Annotated in this window: 20 protein-coding genes; 12 read left to right on the top strand and 8 right to left on the bottom strand. The window is 69.1% G+C overall.

What is annotated here, in order from left to right; translation table 11 throughout:
- The first annotated feature begins 59 nt into the window (after positions 1 to 59).
- The 6 genes from GQ57_RS22135 to GQ57_RS22160 all read left to right on the top strand — a co-directional run bounded on the left by GQ57_RS22135 (position 60) and on the right by GQ57_RS22160 (position 6,962).
- Complete coding sequence (locus GQ57_RS22135) at positions 60 to 1,910, top strand: type II and III secretion system protein family protein (protein WP_052001428.1); 1,851 nt, start codon at positions 60 to 62, stop codon at positions 1,908 to 1,910.
- Positions 1,911 to 1,930: 20 nt separating this feature from the next.
- Positions 1,931 to 2,227: a hypothetical protein gene (locus GQ57_RS22140; protein WP_031397846.1), complete on the top strand. Its 297-nt coding sequence runs from the start codon at positions 1,931 to 1,933 to the stop codon at positions 2,225 to 2,227.
- Between the two features lie 111 nt (positions 2,228 to 2,338).
- Complete coding sequence (locus GQ57_RS22145) at positions 2,339 to 3,547, top strand: AAA family ATPase (RefSeq protein ID WP_031397845.1); 1,209 nt, start codon at positions 2,339 to 2,341, stop codon at positions 3,545 to 3,547.
- A 19-nt stretch (positions 3,548 to 3,566) separates the two neighbouring features.
- Positions 3,567 to 4,934: a CpaF family protein gene (locus GQ57_RS22150; protein WP_031397844.1), complete on the top strand. Its 1,368-nt coding sequence runs from the start codon at positions 3,567 to 3,569 to the stop codon at positions 4,932 to 4,934.
- 33 nt (positions 4,935 to 4,967) lie between these two features.
- Positions 4,968 to 5,945, top strand: a complete 978-nt coding sequence (locus tag GQ57_RS22155; RefSeq protein ID WP_031397843.1) for a type II secretion system F family protein — start codon at positions 4,968 to 4,970, stop codon at positions 5,943 to 5,945.
- Positions 5,946 to 5,981: 36 nt separating this feature from the next.
- Positions 5,982 to 6,962, top strand: coding sequence for a type II secretion system F family protein (locus GQ57_RS22160; protein ID WP_031397842.1), 981 nt, complete (start codon positions 5,982 to 5,984; stop codon positions 6,960 to 6,962).
- 486 nt (positions 6,963 to 7,448) lie between these two features.
- On the opposite strand, the gene GQ57_RS22165 is transcribed toward GQ57_RS22160, so the two are convergent.
- Positions 7,449 to 8,273, bottom strand: coding sequence for a response regulator transcription factor (locus GQ57_RS22165; RefSeq protein ID WP_031397841.1), 825 nt, complete (start codon positions 8,271 to 8,273; stop codon positions 7,449 to 7,451).
- 1,139 nt (positions 8,274 to 9,412) lie between these two features.
- Here GQ57_RS22165 and GQ57_RS39945 point away from each other — a divergent pair.
- Positions 9,413 to 14,596, top strand: coding sequence for a YadA-like family protein (locus tag GQ57_RS39945; protein WP_034199007.1), 5,184 nt, complete (start codon positions 9,413 to 9,415; stop codon positions 14,594 to 14,596).
- A gap of 243 nt (positions 14,597 to 14,839) precedes the next feature.
- Here the strand turns inward: GQ57_RS39945 and GQ57_RS22175 are convergent, their stop codons facing one another.
- A complete protein-coding gene (locus tag GQ57_RS22175; protein ID WP_034199008.1) occupies positions 14,840 to 15,370 on the bottom strand; it encodes a toxin in 531 nt (176 codons plus the stop codon).
- 467 nt (positions 15,371 to 15,837) lie between these two features.
- Here GQ57_RS22175 and GQ57_RS22180 point away from each other — a divergent pair, with 467 nt between their 5' ends.
- The gene (locus GQ57_RS22180) at positions 15,838 to 17,052 is read left to right on the top strand and encodes an MFS transporter (protein WP_034199009.1); all 1,215 of its coding nucleotides are present in this window, start codon (positions 15,838 to 15,840) and stop codon (positions 17,050 to 17,052) included.
- A gap of 63 nt (positions 17,053 to 17,115) precedes the next feature.
- Here GQ57_RS22180 and GQ57_RS22185 read toward each other — a convergent pair whose 3' ends face one another.
- Together GQ57_RS22185 and GQ57_RS22190 are read right to left on the bottom strand one after the other, a co-directional pair.
- A complete protein-coding gene (locus tag GQ57_RS22185; protein WP_031397837.1) occupies positions 17,116 to 17,847 on the bottom strand; it encodes a LytR/AlgR family response regulator transcription factor in 732 nt (243 codons plus the stop codon).
- A 1-nt stretch (position 17,848) separates the two neighbouring features.
- Positions 17,849 to 18,922 carry a sensor histidine kinase gene (locus tag GQ57_RS22190; RefSeq protein WP_034199010.1) on the bottom strand — a complete coding sequence of 358 codons (1,074 nt, stop codon included), beginning with the start codon at positions 18,920 to 18,922 and terminating at the stop codon, positions 17,849 to 17,851.
- Between the two features lie 276 nt (positions 18,923 to 19,198).
- Between GQ57_RS22190 and GQ57_RS22195 the strand changes: the two genes are divergently transcribed.
- Positions 19,199 to 19,732: a DUF6622 family protein gene (locus GQ57_RS22195; protein ID WP_031397835.1), complete on the top strand. Its 534-nt coding sequence runs from the start codon at positions 19,199 to 19,201 to the stop codon at positions 19,730 to 19,732.
- A 186-nt stretch (positions 19,733 to 19,918) separates the two neighbouring features.
- Here GQ57_RS22195 and GQ57_RS22200 read toward each other — a convergent pair whose 3' ends face one another.
- From GQ57_RS22200 to GQ57_RS22215, 4 genes are read right to left on the bottom strand one after another with little or no spacing between them, the layout of a single operon-like run.
- Complete coding sequence (locus GQ57_RS22200; RefSeq protein ID WP_031397834.1) at positions 19,919 to 21,181, bottom strand: hypothetical protein; 1,263 nt, start codon at positions 21,179 to 21,181, stop codon at positions 19,919 to 19,921.
- Between the two features lie 3 nt (positions 21,182 to 21,184).
- Positions 21,185 to 21,970, bottom strand: a complete 786-nt coding sequence (locus GQ57_RS22205) for an outer membrane lipoprotein-sorting protein (RefSeq protein ID WP_034199011.1) — start codon at positions 21,968 to 21,970, stop codon at positions 21,185 to 21,187.
- 12 nt (positions 21,971 to 21,982) lie between these two features.
- Complete coding sequence (locus GQ57_RS22210) at positions 21,983 to 23,386, bottom strand: ABC transporter permease (RefSeq protein WP_034199012.1); 1,404 nt, start codon at positions 23,384 to 23,386, stop codon at positions 21,983 to 21,985.
- Entirely contained in the window at positions 23,383 to 24,090 is a 708-nt protein-coding gene (locus GQ57_RS22215) for an ABC transporter ATP-binding protein (protein ID WP_162836096.1), read from the bottom strand. Before GQ57_RS22215 ends, GQ57_RS22210 begins: the two co-directional genes overlap by 4 nt.
- Positions 24,091 to 24,526: 436 nt before the next feature.
- Between GQ57_RS22215 and GQ57_RS22220 the strand changes: the two genes are divergently transcribed.
- From GQ57_RS22220 to GQ57_RS22230, 3 genes are read left to right on the top strand one after another with little or no spacing between them, the layout of a single operon-like run.
- Positions 24,527 to 24,928 carry a hypothetical protein gene (locus tag GQ57_RS22220; protein ID WP_235215107.1) on the top strand — a complete coding sequence of 134 codons (402 nt, stop codon included), beginning with the start codon at positions 24,527 to 24,529 and terminating at the stop codon, positions 24,926 to 24,928.
- Positions 24,928 to 25,296: a hotdog fold domain-containing protein gene (locus GQ57_RS22225; RefSeq protein WP_235212650.1), complete on the top strand. Its 369-nt coding sequence runs from the start codon at positions 24,928 to 24,930 to the stop codon at positions 25,294 to 25,296. Before GQ57_RS22220 ends, GQ57_RS22225 begins: the two co-directional genes overlap by 1 nt.
- Positions 25,293 to 26,021: an SDR family NAD(P)-dependent oxidoreductase gene (locus GQ57_RS22230; protein WP_031397828.1), complete on the top strand. Its 729-nt coding sequence runs from the start codon at positions 25,293 to 25,295 to the stop codon at positions 26,019 to 26,021. The genes GQ57_RS22225 and GQ57_RS22230 overlap by 4 nt, the downstream gene beginning before the upstream one ends.
- Positions 26,022 to 26,026 lie beyond the last annotated feature (5 nt).

The following is a 26,026-nucleotide window of genomic DNA, read 5'->3' on the forward strand; positions in this document are numbered from 1 at the left end:
CATGGCGGCCCCGGAAGTCGACCACCGGCACGACGCCGGTCTCTCGGGGATCAGACGAAATGAAGATCAAACCGCAACGTACAGGTACCGGCCCGCTGCGCACGCGCGTCGCGCGCGGCACGACGATGGCCGCGATCCTTTGTTCAGGATGGCTCGTCGTCCATGGCGCAGTGGCCCAGGAAGGCGGCGAAGGGGCCGCACCGGCGAAGAACGGCGCGAGCGCGCCGGCCGCGATCGGCAAGGGGCCGGTGCAGATGACGATCAGCATGACGCCGGCGCCGGCCGCCGCGCCGGCCGCATCGTCCGGGCCGCTGCGCGGGCCGAACTGCGTCGGCGCGGTGCGCGAGTCGAGCAGCGTCAGCGTGCCGCTCGGCAAGTCGCTGCTGGTGCCGATGCCGGAGCCGGTCCGCAACCGCACGATCGGCAATCCGGCCGTCGCGCAGGCGACCATGGTGTCGCCGCAGACGCTGTACATCCTCGGGCTGTCGGTCGGCACGACCAACATGATCGTGCAGGGCCGGAGCGGCGCCTGCCGGGTGATCGACGTGGCGGTCGGCGCGGATGCCGGCGGCCTGCAGGCGTCGCTGCTGCAGCTGATGCCGGACGAGCGCGACATCCGCGTGACGACCGCGGCCGGCACGATCGTGCTGTCGGGCACCGTGTCGAGCTCGCAGGCCGCGCAGGCGGCCGTGCAGATCGCCCGCGCATACGGCGACAGCGGCGGCGACCCGGCCGCGGGCGGCAAGCCCGGCGGCGGCGTGCTGAACATGCTGGCCGTCACGTCGCCGCAGCAGGTGATGCTCGAGGTGAAGGTGGCCGAGGTGTCGAAGACGCTGATCAACCAGATGGGCAGCGCGCTCAACATCCAGGGCGGGTTCGGATCGTGGAGCGGCGCGCTGGTCAGCAACCTGCTCGCGGGCGTGGCCAGCGGCGTCGCCTTCAGCAAGGCGAACAACAAGCCGTTCAACATCTCGGCCGATGCGCAGAATACCGACAACCTGGTCAAGGTCCTCGCGGAGCCGAATCTCGTGACGATCAGCGGCCAGGAGGCGACGTTCCTCGCCGGCGGCAAGATCTTCATTCCGATCCCGCAGAGCAGCGGCAACGGCACCTCGTCGATCACGCTGCAGGAAGAGGAATACGGGGTCGCGCTGAAGTTCACGCCGACCGTGCTGGCGAACGGCCGGATCAGCCTGAAGGTCGCGCCGGAAGTGTCGGAGCTGTCGCAGACGGGCGTCACGCTGAGCGCGTCCAACATCGGCGGCACGTCGATCCTGCCGCTGATCACGACGCGGCGCGCGTCGACGACGGTGCAGATGCGCGACGGCGAATCGTTCGCGATCGGCGGGCTGATCAAGGACAACGTGACCGGCGCGCTGAAGGCGATCCCGGGCGTCGGCGAAGTGCCGGTGCTCGGCGCGCTGTTCCGCAGCACGTCGTTCCAGCAGGACCGCACCGAGCTGATTTTCCTGATCACGCCGCACCTCGTGAAGCCGCTGCAGACCGCCGACGTGCCGTTGCCGACCGACAGCTTCACGAAGCCGAGCGAAGCCGACGTGTATGCGACCGGCGACATGGAGGGCCGCGGCGGCGCCCGCAAGCCGGGCGCCCGGCCGGCGAACGGCGCGGACGCCGCGCCGCCGGCTCCGATGCCGCAACCGGCCGCGCCCGCGGGCCCGGCCGCCGCGCTGCCCGCTCCGCGCGCGCCGCTGGGCGCGGACACGCCGCCGCCGGCGCCGGCCGAGCCGCAGAAGGCGAGCGCGCCGGTGGCGGCCGCCGCGCCGCGCCCCGACGCGGCCGGCCCGGCCCGCACCGCGCCTGTCGACGCGGCCACCCGCGTGGCGGCGGCCGGCCCCGACGCGCCGGCCGTGCAGGTCACGCGTACGGAACCCGAGTCCAGCGATCGTTGAAGCCATCCAAGGGGACACTCATGAAATCCGCCTTCCTCGTATTCGTGCGCCGCGCGGCGCTCGCCGCACCGCTCGCGTTCGCGCTTGCAGGCTGCATGTCGTCGACCCCGGTGTGGGACAGCCGCTTCGGCGACTCGGTCCGCACCGTGATGCAGGCCCAGATCATCGATCCGAACGCCGCCGCGCACGCGGCGGGGCCGGCGGTGGCCGACGGCAGCGCGGTCGCGGCCGCACTCGACGGCTACGACAAGTCGTTCAAGCAGATCGAGCCGGCCGCCAATGCGTTCGTGATCGGCGTCGGCAAGTCCGGCCAGTAACGGCCGCATGCCCGGGGAGGAACGCCATGACCCGCGCCGTGCGTCATCCGAAGTCATGCGCCGCGACCGGCGGCGCCCATTGTCATTGATCGAACCGGCGAGGCACACGACATGATCAACATCCTCGTAGCTTCCGACGATACCGCGCGGCTCGCGCAGATCGCGCGTCACGTGGCCGACTGCGGACGCTATCGCGCGACGCGCGCCGCGGGCCGTCCGTCCCAGATCGAGCATCGCACCGACGGGCTCGACGCATTCGACATCCTGCTGGTCGACGGCACGTCGCTCGATGCGTCCGAGCTGTCGGCGATCGAGCGGATCTGTCGCGCCCACGCCGGGCTGACCTGCATCCTGACGGCGGCGGACTCGTCGCCGCGCGTGCTGCTGGATGCGATGCGCGCCGGCGCGCGCGACGTGCTGCAGTGGCCGCTCGACCCGCAGGCGCTCGGCCGCGCGCTCGAACGCGCGGCCGTGCAAAGCACGCGGCGCGATACCGACGACACCCGCATCGTGTCGTTCATGTCGTGCAAGGGCGGGGCCGGCACCAGCTTCACGGCCGGCAACGTCGCATTCGAGATCGCCGAAGGCTTCAAGCGCCGCGTGCTGCTGATCGACCTGAACCAGCAGTTCGCCGACGCGGCCTTTCTCGTCAGCGACGAAACCCCGCCGTCGACGCTGCCGCAGGTCTGCGCACAGATCGAGCGGCTCGACAGCGCGTTTCTCGACGCGAGCGTCGCGCACGTGACGGAGAACTTCCACGTGCTGGCGGGCGCCGGCGATCCGGTCAAGGCCGCCGGGATACGCGAGGACGCGGTCGAATGGATCCTGGGCGTCGCCGCGCCGCGCTACGACTTCGTGATCTTCGACGCCGGCGTCGGCATCAATCCGCTGTCGATGGTCGCGCTGGACCGCAGCGACCCGATCCATGTCGTGCTGCAGCCCGCGATGCCGCACGTGCGCGCCGGCCGCCGGCTGCTGGAGATCCTGGTGTCGCTCGGCTATCCGGCCGACCGGTTGCGGCTCGTCGTGAATCGCGCGACGCGCGCGAGCGAGCGCACCCGCACCGCGCTCGAGGAAGTGCTCGGCCTGTCGGCCGCCTGCACGATTCCGGACGACGCCGACACCGTGCTCGAAGCGATCAACCAGGGGCACCCGGTGTCGCGGCTCGCGCGCGGCACGGCGGTCACGCGCGCGCTGCAGGGCTATGCGAAGCGGCTCGTCGAAGGCGACGTGCGCGCCGGGCACGAAGCCGTGCGCGGCGAACCGCTGATGTCCCGGCTTTTCGGCCGCAAGGCCACACCGAAGCTCAAGTCCATGTAATCCGTTCGGGGAATCGATCATGTCACTGCGCGAACAGATGTCGTTGCAACGGACCCCGCCGCTGACGGCGGGCGGCGAACCGGCCGGCCCGGCGCACGCGTCGGTACGCGACGCGTACCAGAAGCTGCGCCGCGAAATTCACCTGGCGGTGCTCGAGCGCGTCGAGCTGGAGCGCCTGTCGCGGCTGCCGCAGGAGCAGGTCCGGCAGGAGATCGGCGCGCTGATCTCGCGCATTCTCGACGACGAACGGATGCCCGCGAACGACATCGAGCGGCGCCAGCTCGCGATCGACGTGTACGACGAGATGTTCGGCTTCGGCCCGCTCGAAGTGCTGCTGCGCGATCCGGGCGTGTCGGACATCCTGGTGAATACGTACCGGCAGGTCTATGTCGAGCGTCGCGGCCAGCTCGAACTGACCGACGTGACGTTCTACGACGACGCGCACCTGATGAAGGTGATCGAGAAGATCGTGTCGCGCGTCGGGCGCCGCATCGACGAATCGAGCCCGATGGTCGATGCGCGGCTGCCGGACGGTTCGCGCGTGAACGCGATCATCCCGCCGTCCGCGATCGACGGGCCGCTGATGTCGATCCGGCGCTTCGCGGTCAATCCGCTGAAGATGGACGACCTGGTGCGCTTCCACAGCCTGACGCCGCCGATGGCCGAGCTGCTGGACGCGCTGTCGCGCGCCAAGGTGAACGTGCTGGTGTCGGGCGGCACGGGCAGCGGCAAGACGACGCTGCTCAACATCCTGTCGGGCGCCATTCCGCGCAACGAGCGGATCGTGACGATCGAGGACGCCGCCGAACTGCAACTGCAGCAGCCGCACGTGCTGCGGCTCGAAACGCGGCCGCCGAACATCGAGGGCAAGGGCGAGATCACCCAGCGCACGCTGGTGCGCAACGCGCTGCGGATGCGGCCCGACCGGATCATCCTCGGCGAGGTGCGCGGCGCCGAGGCGCTCGACATGCTCAACGCGATGAACACCGGCCACGAAGGCTCGCTCGCGACGATCCACGCGAACACGCCGCGCGACGCGCTGACGCGGCTCGAGAACATGATCAGCGTCGCCGGCCTGTCGCTGCCGCCGAAGACGATGCGCCAGCAGATCGCGTCGGCGATCTCGGTGGTCGTGCAGGCGGCGCGGCTGACCGACGGCTCGCGCAAGATCGTCAGCATCCAGGAGCTGACCGGGATGGAGGGCGACGTCGTCAACATGCAGGAGATCTTCACGTTCCGGCGCACCGGCGTGGACCGCGACGGCGCGGTGCGCGGCCACTTCTGCGCGACCGGCGTGCGGCCGAAGTTCGCCGAGCGGCTGCAGGCGTTCGGCATCAACCTGCCGGATGCGCTCTACGACCCGTCGCGGCGCTACGAACCGAACTGACGGCCTGCCGCCGCCCGAACCCGGGGAGGTTTCATGAACACGGTCCTTTACGCTTTTCTGATTCTCACCTTCGTCGCGGTGGTCCTGGCGATCGAGGGCGCCTATCAATGGTGGAACGCGCGGCACGGCGCCGCCGCGCGCCGGATCGAGTCGCGCATTCGCGCGATGTCGGCCGGCGGCAACGTGCAGCAGGAGCGGCTGTCGATCCTCAAGAAGCGGATGCTCGACGACACGAAGCCGTTCGACCGCCTGCTGCTGCGCGTGCCGCGCGTGCAGACGCTCGATCTCGTGATCCAGCAGTCGGGGCTCGACTGGTCGATCCCGAAGCTGATCGTGCTCAGCCTGACGTTCGGGGCGTTCGCGTGGCTCGCGCCGAGCTTTGCCGCGCTGCCGCAACTGGCCGTGCTGCCGGTCGCGGGGCTGGCCGCATGCGCGCCGACCGCATACGTGCTGCGCTGCCGGCGGCGCCGCCTGCGCAAGCTCGAGCGGCAGTTGCCGGACGTCTGCGACATGATCGCGCGCGCGCTGCGCTCCGGTCATTCGTTCACGAGCACGCTCGGGATGATCGGCGACGAGTATCCCGAGCCGATGGGCGGCGAATTCCGGATCACGTTCGACGAGGTCAACTACGGCGTGTCGCTGCACGACGCGCTGATGAACCTCGCGACGCGCGTGCCGGTGCACGACCTGCGCTATTTCGTGATCGCGGTGCTGATCCAGCGCGAGACCGGCGGCAACCTGGCCGAGCTGCTCGACAGCATCGCCTCGCTGATCCGCGAGCGCTTCAAGCTGTTCGACAAGGTGCGCGTGCTGTCGGCGGAAGGGCGGCTGTCGGCGTGGATCCTCGGGCTGCTGCCGTTCGGCACCGCGGGGGCGATGGTGTTGCTGAACCGCGAGTTCCTGTCGGTGCTCTGGGAGGATCCGGCCGGGGTCAGGATGGTCGGCACGATGCTGGTGTCGATGATATTCGGCGTGCTGTGGATTCGCCGCATTGTCCGGATTCGCGTCTGACGCGCGAACCCGATCACGAACCGTTGCGAGGCTGTCATGCAAAACCTGAGCGTGGTCCAGGCCGTGATGCTGGGCGGCTTGTTCATCTTCGTGTCCGGCGGCGCGCTGGTCGCGATGCTGCTGTTCGCGCCGCGCAGCATCCAGCGCCGGGTCCGGCAGGCCGGCGGCGCCGGGGCCGGTGCGGCGGCCGTCGCGGGCTCCGGCCCGGGCGACGATGTCGCGTCGCGCTGGGTCGAGAAGCTGGTGGCGATGTCCACCCCGATCTCGAAGCTGTCGGTGCCGAAGGAGGGTTGGGAGAATTCGCCGCTGCGCATCCGGCTCATGAATGCCGGCTGGCGCGGCCAGAACGCGGCCGCGCTGTATTTCACCGCGAAGACGGCGCTTGCGCTCGCGCTGCCGTGCGCCGCGCTGCTGGGGCTCGTCACGACCCGGCTCGGGGACGAGCGCGTCCTGCTGTCGGTGATCCTCGTCGCGCTCGCCGGGATCGGCTACTACATCCCGAACGCGGTGCTGTCGCAGCGCGTCAAGGTGCGCCAGCAGAAGATCTTCGAGGATTTCCCGGATGCGCTCGATCTGCTGACGGTGTGCGTCGAGGCCGGGCTGGGGCTCGACGCGGCGCTGATGAAGGTGAGCGAGGAGCTGCGCTTCGGCAGCGAGGTGGTTTCGAGCGAACTCGACCTGCTGCTGCTCGAGATGCGCTCCGGCTTCACGAAGGAGACGGCGCTGCGCAATCTCGCGCTGCGCACCGGTGTGGAGGACGTCGAATCGTTCTGCGCGATGCTGATCCAGGCCGACCGCTTCGGCACGAGCATCAGCGAATCGCTGCGCGTGCTGTCGGACCTGCTGCGCACGCGACGCCGGATGCGCGCGGAGGAGCGCGCCGCGAAAATCGCGCTGAAACTGCTGTTCCCGCTGATCTTCTGCATCTTTCCCGCGCTGATGATGGTGCTGCTCGGGCCGGCGCTGATCCACGTCTATCGCGTGCTGCTGCCGACGTTCGTCGGCATCGCGCCGTGAACGGCGGACCGGCGTCGCGCCGGGATCGCCCCGCAGGGTTCCGCGTGCCGGACGACCGCCGGCCGGCACGGCAACCGGCTTCATGAAGGCTCCCTTCCCAGGCGGCGCCGCGAGACAGGTCGACCATAGCGGCGTCAACGCGTCCTGGACGCATGGTCGGCCATGGAACGAGCCGTAGTCCACCGCCGCACCGGCGGCCCCCTACCGCTGCTCCGCATGCCGGCGAGGTGTGCCGGCATCGCTCCGTGCTGCGGCGCCGCAACGGGTGCCGCAGCGCGGCTGCGGTTCGCGCGGCGTCGGGTGCCGCAGCACGGCTGCGGTTCGTGCGGCGTTCCCGGTGCCCTGCAGCCATGGCTGGATCGGCGCGGCCGCTCGGCCCCTGCATGCGGATCGGGGTCGCGCGGCATTCGCCGCCGGGGCGCGCGCGCGGGTTCGGCAACGAGCCGACCGTGCCGGCCGGCGCGCGATGCGACGGGGTCGCGCGGGTTACGCGCCGCGCTGCGGCTCCCGGCTCGCGGCCTGTCCGCCGGGCTGGCGCTGGCGTTGGTGCCGGCTCTTGCGCCGCCATTCGGTCGGCGTGAGGCCGAAGCGCTCGCGAAATGCGGTCGCGAAATTGGCCGGCGTGGAAAAGCCGATCTCCTTCGCGATGCCGGCGATGCTCAGCGACGTCGAATCCAGCAGATCCTGGGCGACGCGCAGCCGCTCCTGGCGCAGATACTCGAACACCGTCTGGCCGAGATTGTCGCGAAACGCGCGCGACAGGCGTTTTTCGTGCGTGCCGACCGCGCGCGCCAGTTGTTCGACCGTCGGCGGATCGTGCAGCGTCCGCGCCAGATGGCGAATGGCCGCGCGGACGATGATGTCGTCGTCCTTGCCGGCCACGAGCGGGCCGTCCGTATCGACGGGCGGGTCGCGCCGGGTCCGGGCGAGCTGCACGCGGATCCGCGCCAGCACTTCGGTGGGCTCGAACGGCTTGACCACGTAGTCGACGCAGCCGATGTCGAACCCCTCGAGGCGCTCGTGCAATGCGCCCGCCACGGTCAGGAAGATGACCGGGATCGCGCTCGTTTGCGGATCGGCGGCCAGCAGCGCGCACGCGGTGAAGCCGTCCATCCGCGGCATGCGGACGTCCATCAGGATCAGGTCGGGCATGAGCGCCTGCGCGCGCTGGCACGCTTGCACCCCGTCGGACGCGATGCTGATCCGGCACCCCGTGCCGCGCAGGATGTCGATCAGCAAATGAAGCTGGTCGGGCTGATCGTCGACGATCAGGATATGGGCGTCGCCCAATGCGGAGATCGGTGAAGGCATCGTGCACCTGTCCTGGAATGGCTGCTGGCTGCGTTCCCGCGGGCGTCCGGCCCGGTTCGGAATAATCGACGGATGCCGTACGACGACGGCGCATATTCGCATCGATATTCGGATTTCGCCGGCATGCACGGCAGGCAACCGGCAGGCGTCATGCGGGACGTGGGTAGTCCCGATCGCCGGGCCGGCAACGACGCGAAGCGCTGTCGCCGTTACGCGCTGAAATCTACGCGGCCGCCGGGTATCGATGCGAGCCGAATTGTAGGGGTATATTTCAATTCACGCCAGACGCATCGACTCGATTCACGGAACTCCGTTTTCCTGAATTTCAAGTTTCCCGCCGGGAATTGCGGTTTGTGCAACAGGGTTGAGGATCAAATCCTGTCCAATTCCGCCATTTTCATTTTGCATTCGATTCTCAATCGCCGCTCCCGACAATTTTACGGATGTGGCCGAACTTTGCACATTTAATTTTAATCCGCTCCATCAAAGAAATTGTCCTCCCGGCAAAACATTTCGAATAAATCAAGCGTGGCGAAATCGTTTGCGAGATGGCCTTTTTTAACGTAACTACATGAATTCATGGAATTTTACAATCTATAAAGAATGTTGCCTTTGATAATTTTTCATCGTGTCTCATAATTCGTCCGAACTTTGAATACAGGGCCGCGCAGGGCGACGCCAGGCGCGGCGGAATGTGACAGGAATTGTGCGATCCGGATTCGGGGGCATCGATAGATGCACATCCGGGCATATGTCCGTCACGCGAAAGTGGAAATGCGGTTGTCGAAGATGAAATAAAAGAGCGGGGTTGGTCGCGGTCGGCGCGACATCAAATCAGGGGTATCCAGATAAAGCGCGTTGAATCTCCGGATTCCGGCGCGGGGCGTGTTCGCCCATGGAAAACAGTATGCATTCCTAATGTATCGCCCGGATTGACGGAACGGTCGCGCTATCGCGGCGTGCCGGCGATGTCGTACGTCCTGTCGCGGCAGGCGTTCGATGCGTATCGCCTTCGATACGGCATGGCCTGACACGGGAAGCGGGTTCCGCACGGAAGTCGTTATCGCAGTCGCATCTGAAGTCTTCAATAAAAGTAAGTAGTCCATATTCAAACCACGCTAATAACGGAGCAGAAGACCATGAAGAGGAAGCAGATTTCGGCGCTGGCCGCCGCGATGTTCACGGGTGCGGGCGTCCTGATCTCGGGGGCCGCGCAGGCGGACAATTTCGTCGATCGCGGCAACCCGGACAACGCGCTGAGCGGCCAGTGCATCGACGGCACGAACCCGCTCTGCGTCGCCACGAAGAGCGGGAGCTACGTGGCGGTCAGCACCACGAACGTGACGATGGGGACGAATGCCCGGGCCGGCACCAGCGGCATCGCGATCGGCGACCAGTCGAATGCGAGCAGCAAGGGCGGCAACAGCAGCGGCGGCGCGATTGCGATCGGCATCGGCTCGCAGGCGCTGGCGAACTCGGCCACCGCGATCGGCACGGTGGCCCTCGCGCAAGGCAATACCTCGCTCGCCGTCGGTCGCCAGTCGGCGGCGGTGGGCGATTTCTCGATGGCGCTCGGCAACGTCGCCGATGCACACGGCACGAGCTCGATCGCGCTGGGCCACTCGGCGCTCGCCAGCGGCGATCGCTCGGTCGCGATCGGCGGCGCCAACCCGACGACCAGCGACGGCGTGTCGAGCGGCGCGGCCTATGACGCGGCGTCGCAGACGCGCGCGGCCGGCTCGCAATCCGTGGCGATCGGCGCGGGCGCGCAGACGAGCGACAACAACCAGGTGGCGATCGGCTCGGGCAGCGTCGGCGCGAACAACGGCGGCACGCCGGTGTTCGGCGGCACGGCCGCGCCGGTCGGCGGCGCGGTGTCGTTCGGTTCGCTCGGCAAGGAACGCCAGCTCAAGAACGTCGCGGCGGGCGCGGCGGATACGGATGCGGTCAACGTCCAGCAACTGAAGAACGTGAACGGCACGCTCAGCACGAGCATCGCCAACGTCGATGCGCGCGTGACGTCGGTCGGCAATTCGCTGTCGACCTCGATCTCGAACGTCGACCAGCGCGTGACGAACGTGGGCAGCAGCCTCAGCACGAGCATCGTGTCGGCGACGAAGAACGTCGTGAAGTACACCGACGATTCGCATGCGGCCATCGCGCTCGACGGCAGCAACGGCACGACGATCGGCGGCGTCGCGGCCGGCGTCGCGAATACCGACGCGGTGAACGTCGGGCAATTGAAGGGCACCGTCGCACCGCTGCAGACGTCGATTTCGACGGCGGCGTCGAACATCGCGAACCTGCAGACGAGCGTTACGGGCATCAACACGTCGCTGAGCACGGCGACCACGAACATCGGCAACCTGCAGGCGGCCGACGCGCGCAACGTGAAGTACGACGGCCAGAGCGGGTTCGATTCGGTGACGTTCGCCGGCACCAAGGGGACGACGCTGCACAACGTCGCGGCCGGTGCGGCCGATACCGATGCGGTGAACGTCGGGCAATTGAAGGGCACCGTCGCACCGCTGCAGACGTCGATTTCGACGGCGGCGTCGAACATCACGAACCTGCAGACGAGCGTCACGGGCATCAATACGTCGCTGAGCACGGCAACGACGAACATCGGCAACCTGCAGGCGGCCGACGCACGCAACGTGAAGTACGACGGCCAGAGCGGGTTCGATTCGGTGACGTTCGCCGGCCCGAACGGCACGACGCTGCACAACGTCGCGGCGGGTGTCGCGAACACCGACGCGGTGAACGTCGGTCAACTGAACGGCGGGCTGGCATCGCTCAGCACGAGCGTGACGAACAACCTCAGCACGACGCTCGGCGACCTGAACACGTCGATCAGCAACCAGATCGGCAATGCGACGAAGAACGCGGTGCAATACGACGACGACGCGCACAGCGGCGTGACGCTGGGCGGCAAGGGCGCGCAGGCGCCGGTCGCGCTGCACAACGTCGCGGACGGCGTGGCCGCGGGCGACGCCGTGAACGTGGGTCAACTGGGCAAGGCGACCGACACGCTGAACCAGTCGATCACGAACGTGGGCAACAACGTGACGGCGCTCGGCAACCAGGTCACGACGATCGGCAACCAGGTGACGACGAACACGGGCAACATCGCGGCGCTGCAGCAGGATGCGCTGCAATGGAACGCGAACCTCGGCACCTACGACGCGAGCCACGGCGGCAACGGTCCGCAGCGCATCGGCAATGTCGCGGCCGGCGTCGCGAATACCGATGCGGTGAACGTCGGTCAACTGAACGACAGCGTTGCGCCGCTGCAGACGTCGATTTCGACGGCGGCGTCGAACATCACGAACCTGCAGACGAGCGTCACGGGCATCAACACATCGCTGAGCACGGCAACGACGAACATCGGCAACCTGCAGGCGGCCGACGCACGCAACGTGAAGTATGACGGCCAGAGCGGGTTCGATTCGGTGACGTTCGCCGGCCCGAACGGCACGACGCTGCACAACGTCGCGGCGGGTGTCGCGAACACCGATGCGGTGAACGTCGGTCAACTGAACGGCGGGCTGGCGTCGCTCAGCACGAGCGTGACGAACAACATCAGCACGACGATCGGCGACCTGAGCACGTCGATCAGCAACCAGATCGGCAGCGCGACGAAGAACGCGGTGCAATACGACGACGACGCGCACAGCGGCGTGACGCTGGGCGGCAAGGGTGCGCAGGCGCCGGTCGCGCTGCACAACGTCGCGGACGGCGTGGCCGCGGGCGACGCCGTGAACGTGGGTCAACTGGGCAAGGCGACCGACACGCTGAACCAGTCGATCACGAACGTCGGCAACAACGTGACGGCGCTCGGCAACCAGGTCACGACGATCGGCAACCAGGTGACGACGAACACGGGCAACATCACGTCGCTCCAGCAGAACGCGCTGCAATGGAACGCGAACCTCGGCACCTACGATGCGAGCCACGGCGGCAACGGCCCGCAGCGCATCGGCAATGTCGCGGACGGCGTGGCCGCGGGCGACGCCGTGAACGTGGGTCAACTGGGCAAGGCGACCGACACGCTGAACCAGTCGATCACGAACGTCGGCAACAACGTGACGGCGCTCGGCAACCAGGTCACGACGATCGGCAACCAGGTGACGACGAACACGGGCAACATCACGTCGCTCCAGCAGAACGCGCTGCAATGGAACGCGAACCTCGGCACCTACGATGCGAGCCACGGCGGCAACGGCCCGCAGCGCATCGGCAATGTCGCGGACGGCGTGGCCGCGGGCGACGCCGTGAACGTGGGTCAACTGGGCAAGGCGACCGACACGCTGAACCAGTCGATCACGAACGTGGGCAACAACGTGACGGCGCTCGGCAACCAGGTCACCACGATCGGCAACCAGGTGACGACGAACACGGGCAACATCGCGGCGCTGCAGCAGGACGCGCTGCAGTGGAACGCGAACCTCGGCACCTACGATGCGAGCCACGGCGGCAACGGCCCGCAACGCATCGGCAACGTCGCGGCCGGCAAGAACGGTACGGATGCGGTCAACGTCGACCAGTTGAACGCGGCGGTCCAGGACGGCACGAGCCAGCTCGATGCGCTCGCGGTGAAGTACGACGACGCGAGCAAGCGGCAGGTTTCGCTCGGCGCGGGCAACGGCGGGACCGCGGTGCGCCTGACCAACATCGCGGAAGGCACCGTCGCGGCCGGCAGCACGGATGCGGTGAACGGTGCGCAGCTGCGCCGCGCGGCCGACGGCACCGCGGCCGCACTGGGCGGCGGCGCGACGGCGAATCCGGACGGCTCGATCGGCGCGCCCGACTACAAGGTCGGCGGCGGCTCGTACAACAACGTCGGCGACGCGCTCACGAACCTCGACGGCCGCGTCGGCAGCAACACGACGACGCTCGCAAACCACGAAACGCGCATCACCAACGCCGAAACCAACATTGCCGGCAATACGGTCGCGATCACCGGGCTGCAACAGAACGCGCTGCAGTTCGACCCGACGGTCGGCGCCTACAACGCGGCGCGCGACGGTGCGCCGACCAAGCTGACCAACGTGGCGGACGGCAATGTCGCCGCGGGCAGCACGGACGCGGTGAACGGCGGCCAGCTGTCGGGCGTGCAATCGTCGCTCGAACAGCAGATCACGCAGGTGTCCAACCAGGCGGGCGAGGCGGTGAAGAACGTCGTCAAGTACGACGTCGACACGAACGGCAACCGGCTGAATTCGGTCTCGCTGGTCGGCGGCGACGCGAATGCGGCCGTCGTGCTGAAGAACGTCGCGGCGGGCACCGACGATACCGATGCGGTGAACGTGAAGCAGTTGAAGGGCGTGCAGGCGAACCTCAACCAGCTCGGTGCGCTGGCGGTGCAGTACGACGACAGCTCGAAGAGCACGATCACGCTTGGCGGCGGCGCCGGCGGCACCCGCATCACCAACGTGCAGGCAGGCACGCTCAGCGCCACCAGCACGGACGCGGTGAACGGCTCGCAGCTCTACGCGACCAACCAGCAGGTGTCGAAGAACACGACCGACATCACGAACCTGCAGGGCAGCGTGACCAACATCGCGAACGGCAAGGCCGGCCTCGTGCAGCAGCAGGATCCGAACGGCGCGATCACCGTCGGGAGCACCACCGGCGGCACCAGCGTGAGCTTCACCGGCACGGCGGGCGACCGCGTGCTGACCGGTGTCGCGGCGGGCGTGAACGACAACGACGCGGTCAACATGGGCCAGTTCAACAGCGCGTTGAAGAACGCGGCGGCGAACGACCAGATCCGCACGGCGGCGACCGACGCGAACACGACGTGGATCGCGCGTGCCGATTCGGGCTCGATCGGGACGACGGCGTCGGCAACCGGCAAGAACTCGGTAGCGGTCGGCCCGGGCTCGGTGGCGGATCGCGACAATTCGTTCTCGGTCGGCGCGAAGGGCAGCGAGCGCCAGGTCACGAACGTCGCGGCCGGTTCGGCGCCGACCGACGCGGTGAACGTGCAGCAGCTGAACGACAACATCTCGGCGGCGTCCTCGCAGGCGAACGGCTACACCGACCAGCGCATCGGCCAGGTGTACAACTCGTTCAACGACCTGAAGAAGGACATGTACGGCGGCGTGGCATCGGCGATGGCGGTGGCCGGCCTGCCGCAACCGACGGGCGCGGGCCGCTCGATGGTCTCGGCGGCCACGTCGAACTATCACGGCCAGCAAGGTTTCGCCGCCGGGTATTCGTACGTGACGGAGAGCAACCGCTGGGTCGTCAAGGCGTCGGTGACGGGCAACACGCGTTCGGACTTCGGCGCGGTGGTGGGCGCCGGTTACCAGTTCTGACGTCGTTCGCGCCGGTCGGTCGACCGGCGAGCCGGGCAGCGCGTGCGTTGCCCGGCCTCGGCAGGAAATCCGCGGTCCGGGGTGCGTTTATCGACCCCGGGCCGCTGTCGTTCGATGCGTGATGAAGCGTGGCGTGGCGGTGTCGCCTGCCGTGCGTCCGTATCTTTTCTGCATCTCTCCCGGACGGCGCGTCTGCATGTCGCGGTGCGTTCGACGACCGCAGCGGGGCGTGTCGTACCGCGTTCAGCCGCCGGCGCGGGCCAGCCGGTCGATCACCGCGCGGGCCTGCGACGGCCGGGTGATTTCCGTCCAGTGCAGATGCGCGTATTTCGGGTCGTCGCGCAGGTTCGCGAACTTGACGCGGTTCCTGGCGAACGTGGTGAAGGACCACACCAGCACCGAGTCGCGCGAGAACGCCATCCGCAGCGATTCCCGGTTGCCGTGGGACAGCTCGGTGCGCATGAGCCCGCGGCGCAACGTGCGCCAGAGCACCCGCGAGAACACCGTCCGGCGCCCGAAGTTGAGCCAGATCACGTGCGTGGCGCGCGACCAGAGCACGTCGCGCACCGCGCTGTAGTTTCCGTCGGCGACCCAGCGGTCGCCGGCCGTCGCGGCGAGCACGCCGCGCTCGAATTCCTCGGGCGGCGCGGCCGTCCAGCCGGGGCCCCAGTAGAGCCGATCCAGCTCGACGTACGGGCAGCCGGCGGCAGCCGCCAGCGCGCTGGAGAAGGTCGACTTGCCCGCTCCGCTGGTTCCGACGACGACGAAGCGCATGGGTTTGACCGCGATCGAATTTGAAGGCCGCGTATTGTGCCCGATGCCGCGCGGCCGTGCGGCGTCTTCTGACGGATTCGCGCAGTCCGCGGATCGGCCTTTCCCGCATTTCCCGGTCGTCACGCAGCGTTGTAGCGTCACTGCCGGGGCGCGCCCGGATCTTTCCTGTCCCGATCCGACGGTATGCGCGACGTTGCGACGTCGTTTCCGCACGCGTAACAGATGCGATGGCAACGATATCGGCAGGGTCTCGTGCAGACCTGTTTCGCGCTTTGTACAATCTGGCGCAAAGGTCGGGCAGCCTGCTGCCGCGGCGAACGATAACGAGATCGAATGAGAGAAGCGATGGCGACCAAACCGGGATCGGGGGCGGGCATGCACACGGGTGACGGCCGTGGCGGAATTCCGTCGTGCGGGGCTGAACGGGCAGGGGCCGTTCGCGCGTCCCGGGCACATGGAGGCGCCGCATGAGCGACAAATCCGCGCTTGCCGCCGGCGCGCCGCGCGAACCCGCCGCGTCGACTTTCTCCCTGATGGCGCTGGCGTGCCTGATCGTCTTCATGGCGCAAATGGCGACGACGGTGTACCTGCCGTCGCTGCCCGTCGTCATGCGCGAATTGAGGATGACGCAAGGCGGCGCCGAATTCTCCATTTCCGCCTACGTGATCGGCGCGGCGCTGCCGGTGCCGTTCTGGGGCGCGGCCGCGGAACGCTGGGGCAGGCGCGGCCCGTTGCTGATCTCGCTGCTGCTGTTCATTGCCAGCAGCCTGCTGCTCGCCGTCTGCACGTTCGCGCCGGCGCTGCTGGCGTTGCGCGGCCTGCAGGGCATCGCGGGCGGCGGCGCGGCGATCATCGCGCGCATCGTCGTCCGGGACAACTGGCGCGGCGACGAACTGGCGCGGCGCCTCTCCGTGCTGTCGATCGCCTTCATCACGGCGCTGGGCGGCGGCCAGTTCATCGGCGGGCTGATCGGCCGTTACAGCCACTGGCAGGCGGGCTTCGTGCTGATGGCCGTCACGGCCGCGCTGGCGATCGGCCTGTCGTACGCGTTGCCGCTGAAGGCGGGAAACCGCACCGCCGCCACGTCGGGCATGGCCGGCACCTACGGGCTCCTGCTGCGGCGGCCGGGTTTTCTGTGGCCGGCCTGCGCGGGCGGCCTGGGGTTCGCGACGACCGTGACGCTGCAGGAAGTGAGCCCGTTCGTGTTCCAGTCGCATTTCGGGCTGGCCGTGACGAGCTTCGGCGGTATCGGCCTGCTGCTCGGTCTCGCCTATTTCAGCGGCGCGATGCTGGTGAACCGCCTCGTGAGGCGGCTCGGCGGCGTGCGGCTGATGCATGGCGGCGCGGCGTTGCTGGCGCTCGCGACCACGCTGATGCTGGCGTCGTGGCTGGGCGGCCTGCTGACCCATTTCGCCGGCCTGTGGAGTTTCATCGCGCTGTACTGCCTGGCGATCTTCGGCCAGGCCGTGCTGTTTCCCAACAGCATGGCAACGGCCGTCAGCGACGCGCATGAACATGGCGCGCATGCGATGGCCTTGTGCGGCTTCCTGCAGCAGGGACTCGCGGGCATCGCCGCGACGGCCGCCGTGCTGCAGCATCACGGCGGCACGTGGACGCTCGCCGTGTTCGTGCTGGGGGCGCTGACGTGGCTCGTGGTGCGGCTGAAGGTCATGGGCCGGTAGGCGGGACCGGAGTCGCGCCTTGCGGGTTCGCGGCGGCGGCATCGGGATGCGCCGCCCCGGCCATCACATCTGCTTGAAGAGGCCCGCACAAGTGCGGCTGACGGGCAGGACGTCGTCGCTCCCGCGCAAATGGATGCGCTGGCGGCCGAGCAGATCGCGTTCGATGTGATCGATCGCGGCATAGGCGACGATCACGCCGCGATGGACCTGCGCGAACCGCTCGGCATCGAGCCGCTGCAGCATTTCCTTGAGGGGTGTGCGGATCACGTGCCGCTCGCTCGCGGTCACGACCTCCGTGTATTTGTCCGCCGCCTGGAAATACAGCACCTCGTCGACCGAGACGAGCCGGGTCGTGTCCCGCAGGCCCACGGTCAGCCAGCGAATCGGCGCGGCGTCGCGCTGCTCGCCCGCGCTGGCCAGCAGCGCGGTGTCGGCGGGCGCCGGGCCGCCGCGCTGCAGCTTGGCGATGCAGCGCAGCAGGCGATCGTCGGTCACCGGCTTCAGCAGATAGTCGATCGCCGACTGGTCGAACGCCTGGACCGCGTACTCGTCGTAGGACGTCACGAACACCACGTGCACGTGCGGCACGAGGCCCGCGATCTTCAGGCCGTCGAGGCCGGGCATCCGGATATCGAGAAACGCGAAATCCGGGCGTTTCGCATTCAGCTCGGCGAGGGCGTCGATGCCGTTGCGCGGCATCCCGACGATCTCGAGCTCGGGCCACAGCGTGGCGAGGCGCGCGGCGAGTTCCGCGGACAGGTTGGGTTCGTCGTCGGCGATCAGGGCGGTCGGCATGTCAGGGAATCGGGATCTGCAAGGTTGCGGTCACGCCCCGCATGGCGTCGGCATTCGCGCCGACCGACACGCGGCCGCGCTCGCCATAGAGGCTGATCATCCGCGCGCGAACGTTCGCGAGCCCCACGCCGCCGTGCAGCTTCGTGCCGGCGTTGCCGAGCCCCACTCCCGTGTCGCTCACGCTCAGCACGAGCAGGTCGCCGTCGCGCGTGCCGCGAATGCGCACGTCGCCGCCGTCGACCGACGGCTCGATGCCGTGCAGCAGCGCGTTCTCGACCAGCGGCTGCAGCAGGAGCGGCGGCAGCGGCAGGGCCCGCAGCGCGTCCGGCACGTCGATCGCGTAGCGCAGGCGCTCCTCGCCGAGCCGGAGCGTCGCGATCTTCAGCAGCGCCTCGACCAGCTCCAGTTCCTCCTCCAGCGTGGCGGTGGCCTTGCGCGTGCGGCCCAGGCTCGCGCGCAGATAGCGGTTCAGGCTGTCGAGCATCGTCGTCGCGCGGGTCGGATCGCGCTCGATCAGGCTCTGCACGTTCGCCAGCGTGTTGAACAGGAAATGCGGCTCGATCTGCGCCTGCAGCAGCGCGAGCCGCGCGGCCGTTTCGGCCTGGCGCGCCTCGGCGGCCTCGCGCCGCTGCGTTTCGAGCGACGCGCGCATGCGTGCGGCCTGCACGAACACCGAGACGAACGCGCAGGCCGCGCCGGCGACGACGAACGACGAGCCGTAGGCCAGCCAGACCTTGACGCCCGCCCGCCCGATCAGGTGCGGGACGTGCCCGATCGTGGACGCCGCGACCTCGAAACCGATGAACACGCTGGCCGGCGCGACGATCAGGATCTTCGGCACCAGCGCCAGCTTGCCGCGCACCAGCCGGTCGGCGGCGACGCTGAGCAGCGTCGCGCTGAAGCCGATGCCGTTCGCGACGACCAGGTACGGCAGCAACGCCTCGTTGCGGCGCGTGGCCCAGAAGATCAGCCCGACCACGGAGTTGAAGCAGAACAGCCCCAGCAGCGACCGGCCCCGATGCGCGGGGCCGAAGGAGGGCGCGGACGACAGGAAGGAGAGCGGCTTGCTTGGCATGGCAGCGAGCGGGGGCGGATTGCGCAGATGGTAGCGTAATTCGCGCCGGCAATGCCATCGTCGATCGGTCGCGCGGCCCGAGCGCCGCGTCGCCGGGCGGTGGCGAGGCGGCGCGGACGCGCCGGGGCGTCGGCGGCCCGCATCGACGTTCGCCGGACGCAAGCGCCGTTCGTCGGCCGATTTCCACCGTTCGTCGCAACGGGCGGCGCGTGCCCCGTCCGGCCGCTATAGTCGCCGACATGGCCGCCGTACGCGGCACTTCCGAACAGGTACCCCATGCAACATCTCCCGACCTATGTCTACGTGTTGTTCTGCGCGCTCGTCTATATCGGCATCAAGCGCTGCTTCGCGCGCGAAGTACGGCCCGTGCGCCCGCTGCTGTTTCCCCTCGTGTTCGTCGGGCTCGGCCTGTCGAGCCTCGGGCGCCTGTTCCCGCACGCGGGAGCGGATGCCTTTGCCGCGGCGCTCGCGGCGCTCGTGATCGGCGCGACGGGCGGCTGGTTCCATGCGCGCCGCTGGCGCCTGCAGTTCCGCAACGGGCCGCAAGGCTTGCTCGTGCGCCTGCCGGGCGACGCGAGCCTGCTGGTTACGCTGCTGCTGACGTTCGTCGCCGAAACGTTCATTCACTACGCGATCGCCGCCGCGCGGCCGTGGGCCGCGACCGGCGCGTTCGCGATCCTGTCGTTCGCGGTCTGGGGCCTGCTGGTCGGCATGCCGCTCGGACGCGCGCTCAACGTGGTCATGCGCGGCATCCGTCACGCGAACGGCGCCGCCGAAGACGACGCCGGCTCCGCGTTCGAGTCGCGCTGAGCCCGGGCGCCGGGCGGCGAGGGCGGGCCTGGCGGGCCGCCCGCCGGGCGAGCCGGCGAGCCGGGCTTGTCCCGTTGTCGCATGCTCCCGCCGCCAATCCCTGCACAAGCCGCCAGCCCACCTTTCGCGCCCGCCGCATCGCGCCGGGCGCGTCATGCCGGACGCCCGCGTTCCACCCTCAGCCGCTCAAAAGAAGAACGTCGCGATCGCCTGCACGATCTCGCTCTGCGCCTGCGCGCCGTACACGCTGCGCGCCGCACCGTGGTTGCTCTGCCACTGCACCGCGAAATCGGTGCGCGGCCAGTGATAGCGCGCCTCGAGCCACGTGAAGTAGCTGTGATCGTCGAGGTTGTAGCGCGCCATCGCGGTCAGCGCGAGGTGCTGGACGAATACGTCGGGCATCGACGCGTAGACGAACAGCGAGCGCCGCGTCATCAGTTCCTGCGCGACGCTCGCCGTGTCGCGATAGCGCCAGTATCGCGACGGGTCGTTCTGCAGCGCCCGCCACGCGGCGGCGCTGGCGCTCGCACCGTCGTAGTCGTACTCGAGCGTCAGCGACAGCTTGTTCGCGAAGGTATGGGTGACGCCCGTCGCGAGCCTGGACGTCCACGACGAGGTCGCCTGCGAGAAGTCGGCGATCGCGCTGCCGCGTCCGATCGCGTATTCGACGAACCCGACCGTCGCGTCGTCGATCAGCGTGGTCGCGTTCACGCCCAGTTGCGGCGCGATGCCTTCGCCGCCGTACAGCAGCCACTGCGGCGAGAAGTTGCCGAACAGGCGCTGCGATCCGCTCAGCATGTAGCGGGTGCGCGCGTTCGTCGCGCCGAGGTCGGGATTGAAGGTCGCGTCGTTCGGGTGCGTGTCGAGCCGCGGCGACACCAGCGCGGTCACCGAGCCGCTGCTCCACAACAGTTGCGTGCGGGCCATCACGCTGCCGAGCCGGTTCTCGCGCAGGCTCTCGGGATCGATCGACACCACCGAGCGCAGTGCGCCGGCCTTGAAGAAATCCGTGGGATTGAAGCCCGACGCGACGCCTTCGCGCAGGTTCACGCGGCCGACGTCGACGAGCGCGTTCGGGCTCGCCTGCCAGCTCACGTAGGCCTGCTTCAGCGTGTCGACCGCGTTGTATTGCGACGTGCCCGCGCGCCATCCCGCGTCGAAGCGGTTCGACAGGATCGCCCGCCAGTTGCCCGACGTGCCGTCGTACGACAGCGTGTTCGAGACGCGCGCGTTGTCGTCGAGCGTCACGGGCCCGGTCTGGCTTGCCGCCGTGTAATTCGCGACGGCCGCCTCGAAGGTGCCGCGCCAGTTGCCCGGCGTCACGGGCGCGGCCGTCGCCGTATCGGCGAGCCGCAGCGCGTCGCCGTCGGCGTCGTCGGCCGCGACGGCCGTCTGCGCGGCCGCGAGGCCCGCCGCGCAGACCAGCGCCGCGACCCGGTGCCGCGCCATCGCCTAGTCGGCCTTGAAGCGCGACAGGTACGCGCGCTGCAGCCACGCGTCCGGAATGTCGCGCCACGCGTAGTCGGCGTAGCGCATCACCGTGACCCAGCCGGGATCGAGGCCGTCGATGATCACGGTCTCGGTCGGCCGCGCCGCGCCGAGCTGCTCCTGGTAGTGCCGGTAGTAGGCGATTTTCAGCACGCTGCCGCTCGCCGCGAAGAAGCGCGCCTTGACGGGCCGCTTCGTGTCGCTCGCGATCCACAGGTCGATCGCGTGATACGTGACGTCCGGTGCGCGCGCCGTCAGGTGCAGCCGGTAGCAGTGTCGCGTCTGATGCTCGCCGTCCGCAACGTCTTCCTCGCCCGCGAGCGATGCGTCGTAGTCGCTCGCCCAGTTGACGGTCACGACGTCGCCGTTGGCGGCCTGGCCGAGCAGGCGCTGCTGCGGCGAGATCCGCACGCTGGCCTGGCTGGACGGGTCGTAGAACCACAGATCGTTGCCGTTCTTCAGCATCAGCTTGTTCGCGTCGCGCGCGGGCGCGACGAACTGCACCAGCGTACGGAACTGGCGGGTTGCCGGGTCGGCCTTCGAGTAGACCTTCAGCGTCTCGGCGTCGGTCTGCTGGCCGTTGCGGAATTCGAGCAGGGTCGTCGTCAGGCCGAACGGCTTGTCGGGGTTGCGCACGGCGTCGCTTTGCTCGAGCAGTTGTTGCGCCGCGGGGTCCGCGACGGCGGCGGTGGCGGCGGCGAGGGCCAGCAGCAGCGCGACGGCGCGTGCGATCCGGAGGGGCGAGGTCATGGCGGTCTCCGGTCAGGCGAAGCGCAGCGCATCGACGATCGGCAGGCGCGCCGCCCGGCGCGCGGGCAGCCACGCCGAGACCGTCGCGACCGCCGTCACGCCGAGCGCATAACGCACGATCATCCCGAATTCGCCCCACACGCGCACCGACAGCGCGACCGGATCGGTCTGCCCGGGTGGCGTCCAGTGCAGGCCGGCGCGATTGATCGCGACGCCCGCCGCGAGTGCGAGGAGGGTGCCCGCGGCCGCGCCGCACAGGCCGAGCAGGCAGCCTTCGCAGACGAACAGGCGGCGAATGCCGGCGCCGCGCAGGCCGAGCGCGCGCAGCGTGCCGATCTCGTGCGTGCGCTCCATCACGGCCATGTTCATGGTGTTGCCGACCGTAAACAGCACGATCGTGGCGATCAGCACCGCGATGAAGCCGAAGATCGCGCCGAACATGCCGGTGACCTGGCCGTACTGCGGATTGAGCGTCGCGAAGCCGAGCACCTCGAGCGGCTCGCCGGCCAGCCGGGTGCGCAGCAGCGCCTGGATCCGCGCGCGCGCGGCCGGCAGGTCGGCCGTATGCCGGAGCTGCACGACGATGGACGTCACCTTCGCGTTCGGGCCGCTGCCGTACACGAGCTGCTGCGCCTGCGGCAGGTGCACCTGCACGAACATGTCGTCGATCTGCTTGACGCCCTGCTTTTGCGCCGCGATCACCGACAGTTCGGCGACGTTCGGCGCGCCGTACGCATTCGACGTCAGCAGTTCGAGACGCGCGAGGCCGGCGCGGCGCACGGGCTTCGCGGCGGCCTCGGCGCGGGAAAGCGACGCGATGTCGTCGGGCAGGTCGGACGCGTCGGATGCGCCGGCGGGGGCGGCGGCCGGATCGCGGCAATCGGGCACCCGCAGCGCGTCGCACAGGCGCAGCACGCGCGCGACGCCCGTGCCGATCACGGCGGCGTCCGGCGCGCTGCCGGTCAGCGCGACGGGCGTCGGCCGGTCGGCGAAACCGTAGTCGTTCCACTGCCGCATCCGGTTCTGGTCGGCAACGACGATCCCGCTGCCCGAGACGGTGCGCGACACGCCCGCGCCGAAGTTGCCGGCGATCCCGTTGATCGTCAGCACCGGCGTCACGACCGTGACCATGCGCGCAAGCGCGGGGTCGCCGAGCACGGTATCGATGACCTTCCCGTAGTTGCCGATCCCGTACGAGACGGGGTCGCCGCTGCCGTACAGGAAATAGTCGCGGTGCTGGATCTGCAGATGGCCGCCCTGGCGCACGTAGCTGGTCTGGAGTCCGTAGTTGATGTCGCGCGCATAGCCGCCGAACAGCAGGATGGCGGTCAGGCCGACGATCATCGCGAGCAGCGTCGTGGCCGAGCGGCGGCGGTTGCGCAGCAGGTTGCGGAACGCGAGTACCCAGAGGCTCATTGGCAGGCCTCCTCGCGCGGTGCGATCGAGCGGACTTCCACCACGCGCCCGTCGCGGATCATCGCCACGTCGTCCGCGGCGGCGATCACCTGCGGATCGTGCGACGAAAAGACGAACGACGTCGCCCGCTCGCGCTGCATCGTGCGCATCAGCCCGATGATGGCGGCGCCGGTCGCGCTGTCGAGGTTGGCCGTCGGCTCGTCGGCCAGCACGAGCGCCGGCTCGGTGACGAGCGCGCGCGCGATCGCGACGCGCTGCTGCTGGCCGCCCGACAACTGGCCGGGCCGGCGATGCGCCTTGTCGCCCATGTCGACGGCGTCGAGCAGCGCGAGCACCTGTTCGCGGCGTCGCGCACGGGCGACGCCGAGCAGGGTCAGCGGATATTCGACGTTCTCGAACGCGCTGAACACGGGCAGCAGGTTGAACGACTGGAACACGAACCCGATGTGACGCGCGCGGAAATCCGCCAGCGCGTTTTCGCTCATCGTGTCGATCCGCTCGCCCGCGACCGCGATGACGCCGCGCGTCGGGCGATCGATGCCGCCGAGCAGGTTGAGCAGCGTCGTCTTGCCGCTGCCGGAAGGGCCCGACAGCACCGTGAAGCGGTTCGCGACGATATCGAGGGACGCGTCGTCGGCCGCCGGGATGGCGAGCGCGCCGCTTCCATATGTTTTCGTGACATGACTCAAGCTGGCCGCCAACACGGGCACCTCCCGGGGTATCTGTTCCATGCCGCCACCTTAGCGGGATCCGCCACCCGGCATGACGCGGTGCGACGAATGGCGGGACGCGCGGACGAACGGTATTCCTCCGCGACGAACGGCGGCCGGCCGCGCCCGCCGGCGCGCACCGGCGCGCACTGGCTCGGCGCGCGGCCGGGTGCCCCGCGCTGCATTCCATCGGCTCCATGCGCGGTTCGTCGCCCGCTTCTGCAATTGGTCGCATGATCGTTTCTTTCCGCGACGAATCGATACACTCGCAGCCGATCAGCAGTCGATCCGCACGACACCGGCCGATGTGAGAGCGGTCGCCGGATGCCGGGAAGCCAAGACACAGACATAACAAGGCATAACAATGAGACATACCAGGTTTGAGAGGGGGAGCGAGACGGCGCGGCCTGGCTTTCTTGCCCTTTGTCGAGTGATCCGCGATCCGTCCGATCCCGCACGCTTCGCGGGCGATGCCGATCCGCGGCGCTATCGCGACTGGTCGAGCGCACGGCCTGCGCTGCTCGTCATCGAAGCGCTGCATCAGTTCGCGGTCAAGGCGGCGCGTGCGATGCACGGCGAGCCGGCGCTGATGGTGCCCGCGCAACTGCGCGAACTGGCGCTCGGCCGCGTCGACGGCTACCCGCGGCTCGCGTTGGCGGGCACCGTCGCGAAACACGGCGACGGATACCGTGTCGAGGTATCGGCGCGCGACGCCGACGCCGACGCCGGCGCCGGCGCCGGTGCGTATCCGGCCGTCGCGTCGGGCACCGTGTTCGTCGCGCTGATGCCGGCTCGCCTGCCCGCGTCCGCCGTGCCGGGAGAACGGCCGTGATGCCCGCCACCGCGACGCCGGCGCCCACGATCGCCGGCGAACACTTCGGCGTGATCGACGTGGCGAGTGAGGCGCCGCTCTTCGACGAGCACTTCGAGCACTTTCCGGTGCTGCCCGGTTCGTTCAGCCTGAGCCTCGCGATCGCGATGCTGTTCGACGCGCTCGGTCTCGCGGCGGACCGGCCGCATCCGCCGCTCACGCTGCGCAAGGTCAGCTTCATCTGCCCGGTGCGGCCGGGCGAGCGCCTGAGTGCGCGCCTGCGGCGCCTGCAGCAGGACGGCGCGCGCACGACCGCGCACGTCGAGTTGCGCAACGCGAACGGCCAGAGCGTGATGGACGGCATCCTCAGCTGGGAGCACCGCGCATGAGCAAACTCGCCATTGTGACGGGCGGCACCCGCGGGATCGGGCGCGCGATCGTCGAAGCGCTGATCGCCGACGGCCATACCGTCTACTTCACCTATCGATCGAATCCCGAGCTGGCCGACGCGCTGGCGCACGCACACGACGGCGCGGCGCGCGGCTTTCGCGTCGACGGCGGCGACTGGGAAGCCGTGCAGGCGTTCGCCGATCGCGTGAACGCGGAGGCGGCCGTCGACGTGCTCGTGAACAACGCGGGCATCAACGACGACGCGATGCTGCTCGGCAGCCCGTTCGCCCGCTACTGGGAAGCATTGCGGATCAACCTCGGCGCGACGATGGCGTTTTGCCATGCGTTCGGAGAAGGGATGCAGGCGCGCCGGCACGGGGCGATCGTCAACGTGTCGTCGATTGCCGCGCGCAAGCCGAAGATCGGCAACGGCGCGTACGGCGCGTCGAAGGCGGCCATCGAGCGTTTCACGAAGACTCTCGCGCTCGAGATGGCGCGCTTCGGCGTGCGCGTCAACGCGGTCGCGCCGGGCTTCGTGCGCTCCGACCTGTTCGAGCGCTTTCTCGCGTCGCAGGACGCGGCGGCGTTCTACCGCCAGATTCCGATGCGCAAGATCCTCGAACCCGACCAGGTGGCGCGCGCGGTCGTCCTGCTCGCGAACGGCTCGCTCGAAACGACCGGAAGCGTGATCGATCTCGGCAATGGCGAAAACATCAGTGGCTGAACCCG

The organism is Burkholderia sp. MSh2, assembly GCF_000731655.1.
GTDB classification, from domain to species: Bacteria; Pseudomonadota; Gammaproteobacteria; order Burkholderiales; family Burkholderiaceae; genus Burkholderia; species Burkholderia paludis.

Coding starts and splice junctions, on each gene's coding strand:
- GQ57_RS22135 (WP_052001428.1), top strand. CDS start 60: ATGAAGATCAAACCGCAACGTACAGGTACCGGCCCGCTGCGCACGCGC.
- GQ57_RS22140 (WP_031397846.1), top strand. CDS start 1,931: ATGAAATCCGCCTTCCTCGTATTCGTGCGCCGCGCGGCGCTCGCCGCA.
- GQ57_RS22145 (WP_031397845.1), top strand. CDS start 2,339: ATGATCAACATCCTCGTAGCTTCCGACGATACCGCGCGGCTCGCGCAG.
- GQ57_RS22150 (WP_031397844.1), top strand. CDS start 3,567: ATGTCACTGCGCGAACAGATGTCGTTGCAACGGACCCCGCCGCTGACG.
- GQ57_RS22155 (WP_031397843.1), top strand. CDS start 4,968: ATGAACACGGTCCTTTACGCTTTTCTGATTCTCACCTTCGTCGCGGTG.
- GQ57_RS22160 (WP_031397842.1), top strand. CDS start 5,982: ATGCAAAACCTGAGCGTGGTCCAGGCCGTGATGCTGGGCGGCTTGTTC.
- GQ57_RS22165 (WP_031397841.1), bottom strand. CDS start 8,273: ATGCCTTCACCGATCTCCGCATTGGGCGACGCCCATATCCTGATCGTC.
- GQ57_RS39945 (WP_034199007.1), top strand. CDS start 9,413: ATGAAGAGGAAGCAGATTTCGGCGCTGGCCGCCGCGATGTTCACGGGT.
- GQ57_RS22175 (WP_034199008.1), bottom strand. CDS start 15,370: ATGCGCTTCGTCGTCGTCGGAACCAGCGGAGCGGGCAAGTCGACCTTC.
- GQ57_RS22180 (WP_034199009.1), top strand. CDS start 15,838: ATGAGCGACAAATCCGCGCTTGCCGCCGGCGCGCCGCGCGAACCCGCC.
- GQ57_RS22185 (WP_031397837.1), bottom strand. CDS start 17,847: ATGCCGACCGCCCTGATCGCCGACGACGAACCCAACCTGTCCGCGGAA.
- GQ57_RS22190 (WP_034199010.1), bottom strand. CDS start 18,922: ATGCCAAGCAAGCCGCTCTCCTTCCTGTCGTCCGCGCCCTCCTTCGGC.
- GQ57_RS22195 (WP_031397835.1), top strand. CDS start 19,199: ATGCAACATCTCCCGACCTATGTCTACGTGTTGTTCTGCGCGCTCGTC.
- GQ57_RS22200 (WP_031397834.1), bottom strand. CDS start 21,181: ATGGCGCGGCACCGGGTCGCGGCGCTGGTCTGCGCGGCGGGCCTCGCG.
- GQ57_RS22205 (WP_034199011.1), bottom strand. CDS start 21,970: ATGACCTCGCCCCTCCGGATCGCACGCGCCGTCGCGCTGCTGCTGGCC.
- GQ57_RS22210 (WP_034199012.1), bottom strand. CDS start 23,386: ATGAGCCTCTGGGTACTCGCGTTCCGCAACCTGCTGCGCAACCGCCGC.
- GQ57_RS22225 (WP_235212650.1), top strand. CDS start 24,928: ATGCCCGCCACCGCGACGCCGGCGCCCACGATCGCCGGCGAACACTTC.
- GQ57_RS22230 (WP_031397828.1), top strand. CDS start 25,293: ATGAGCAAACTCGCCATTGTGACGGGCGGCACCCGCGGGATCGGGCGC.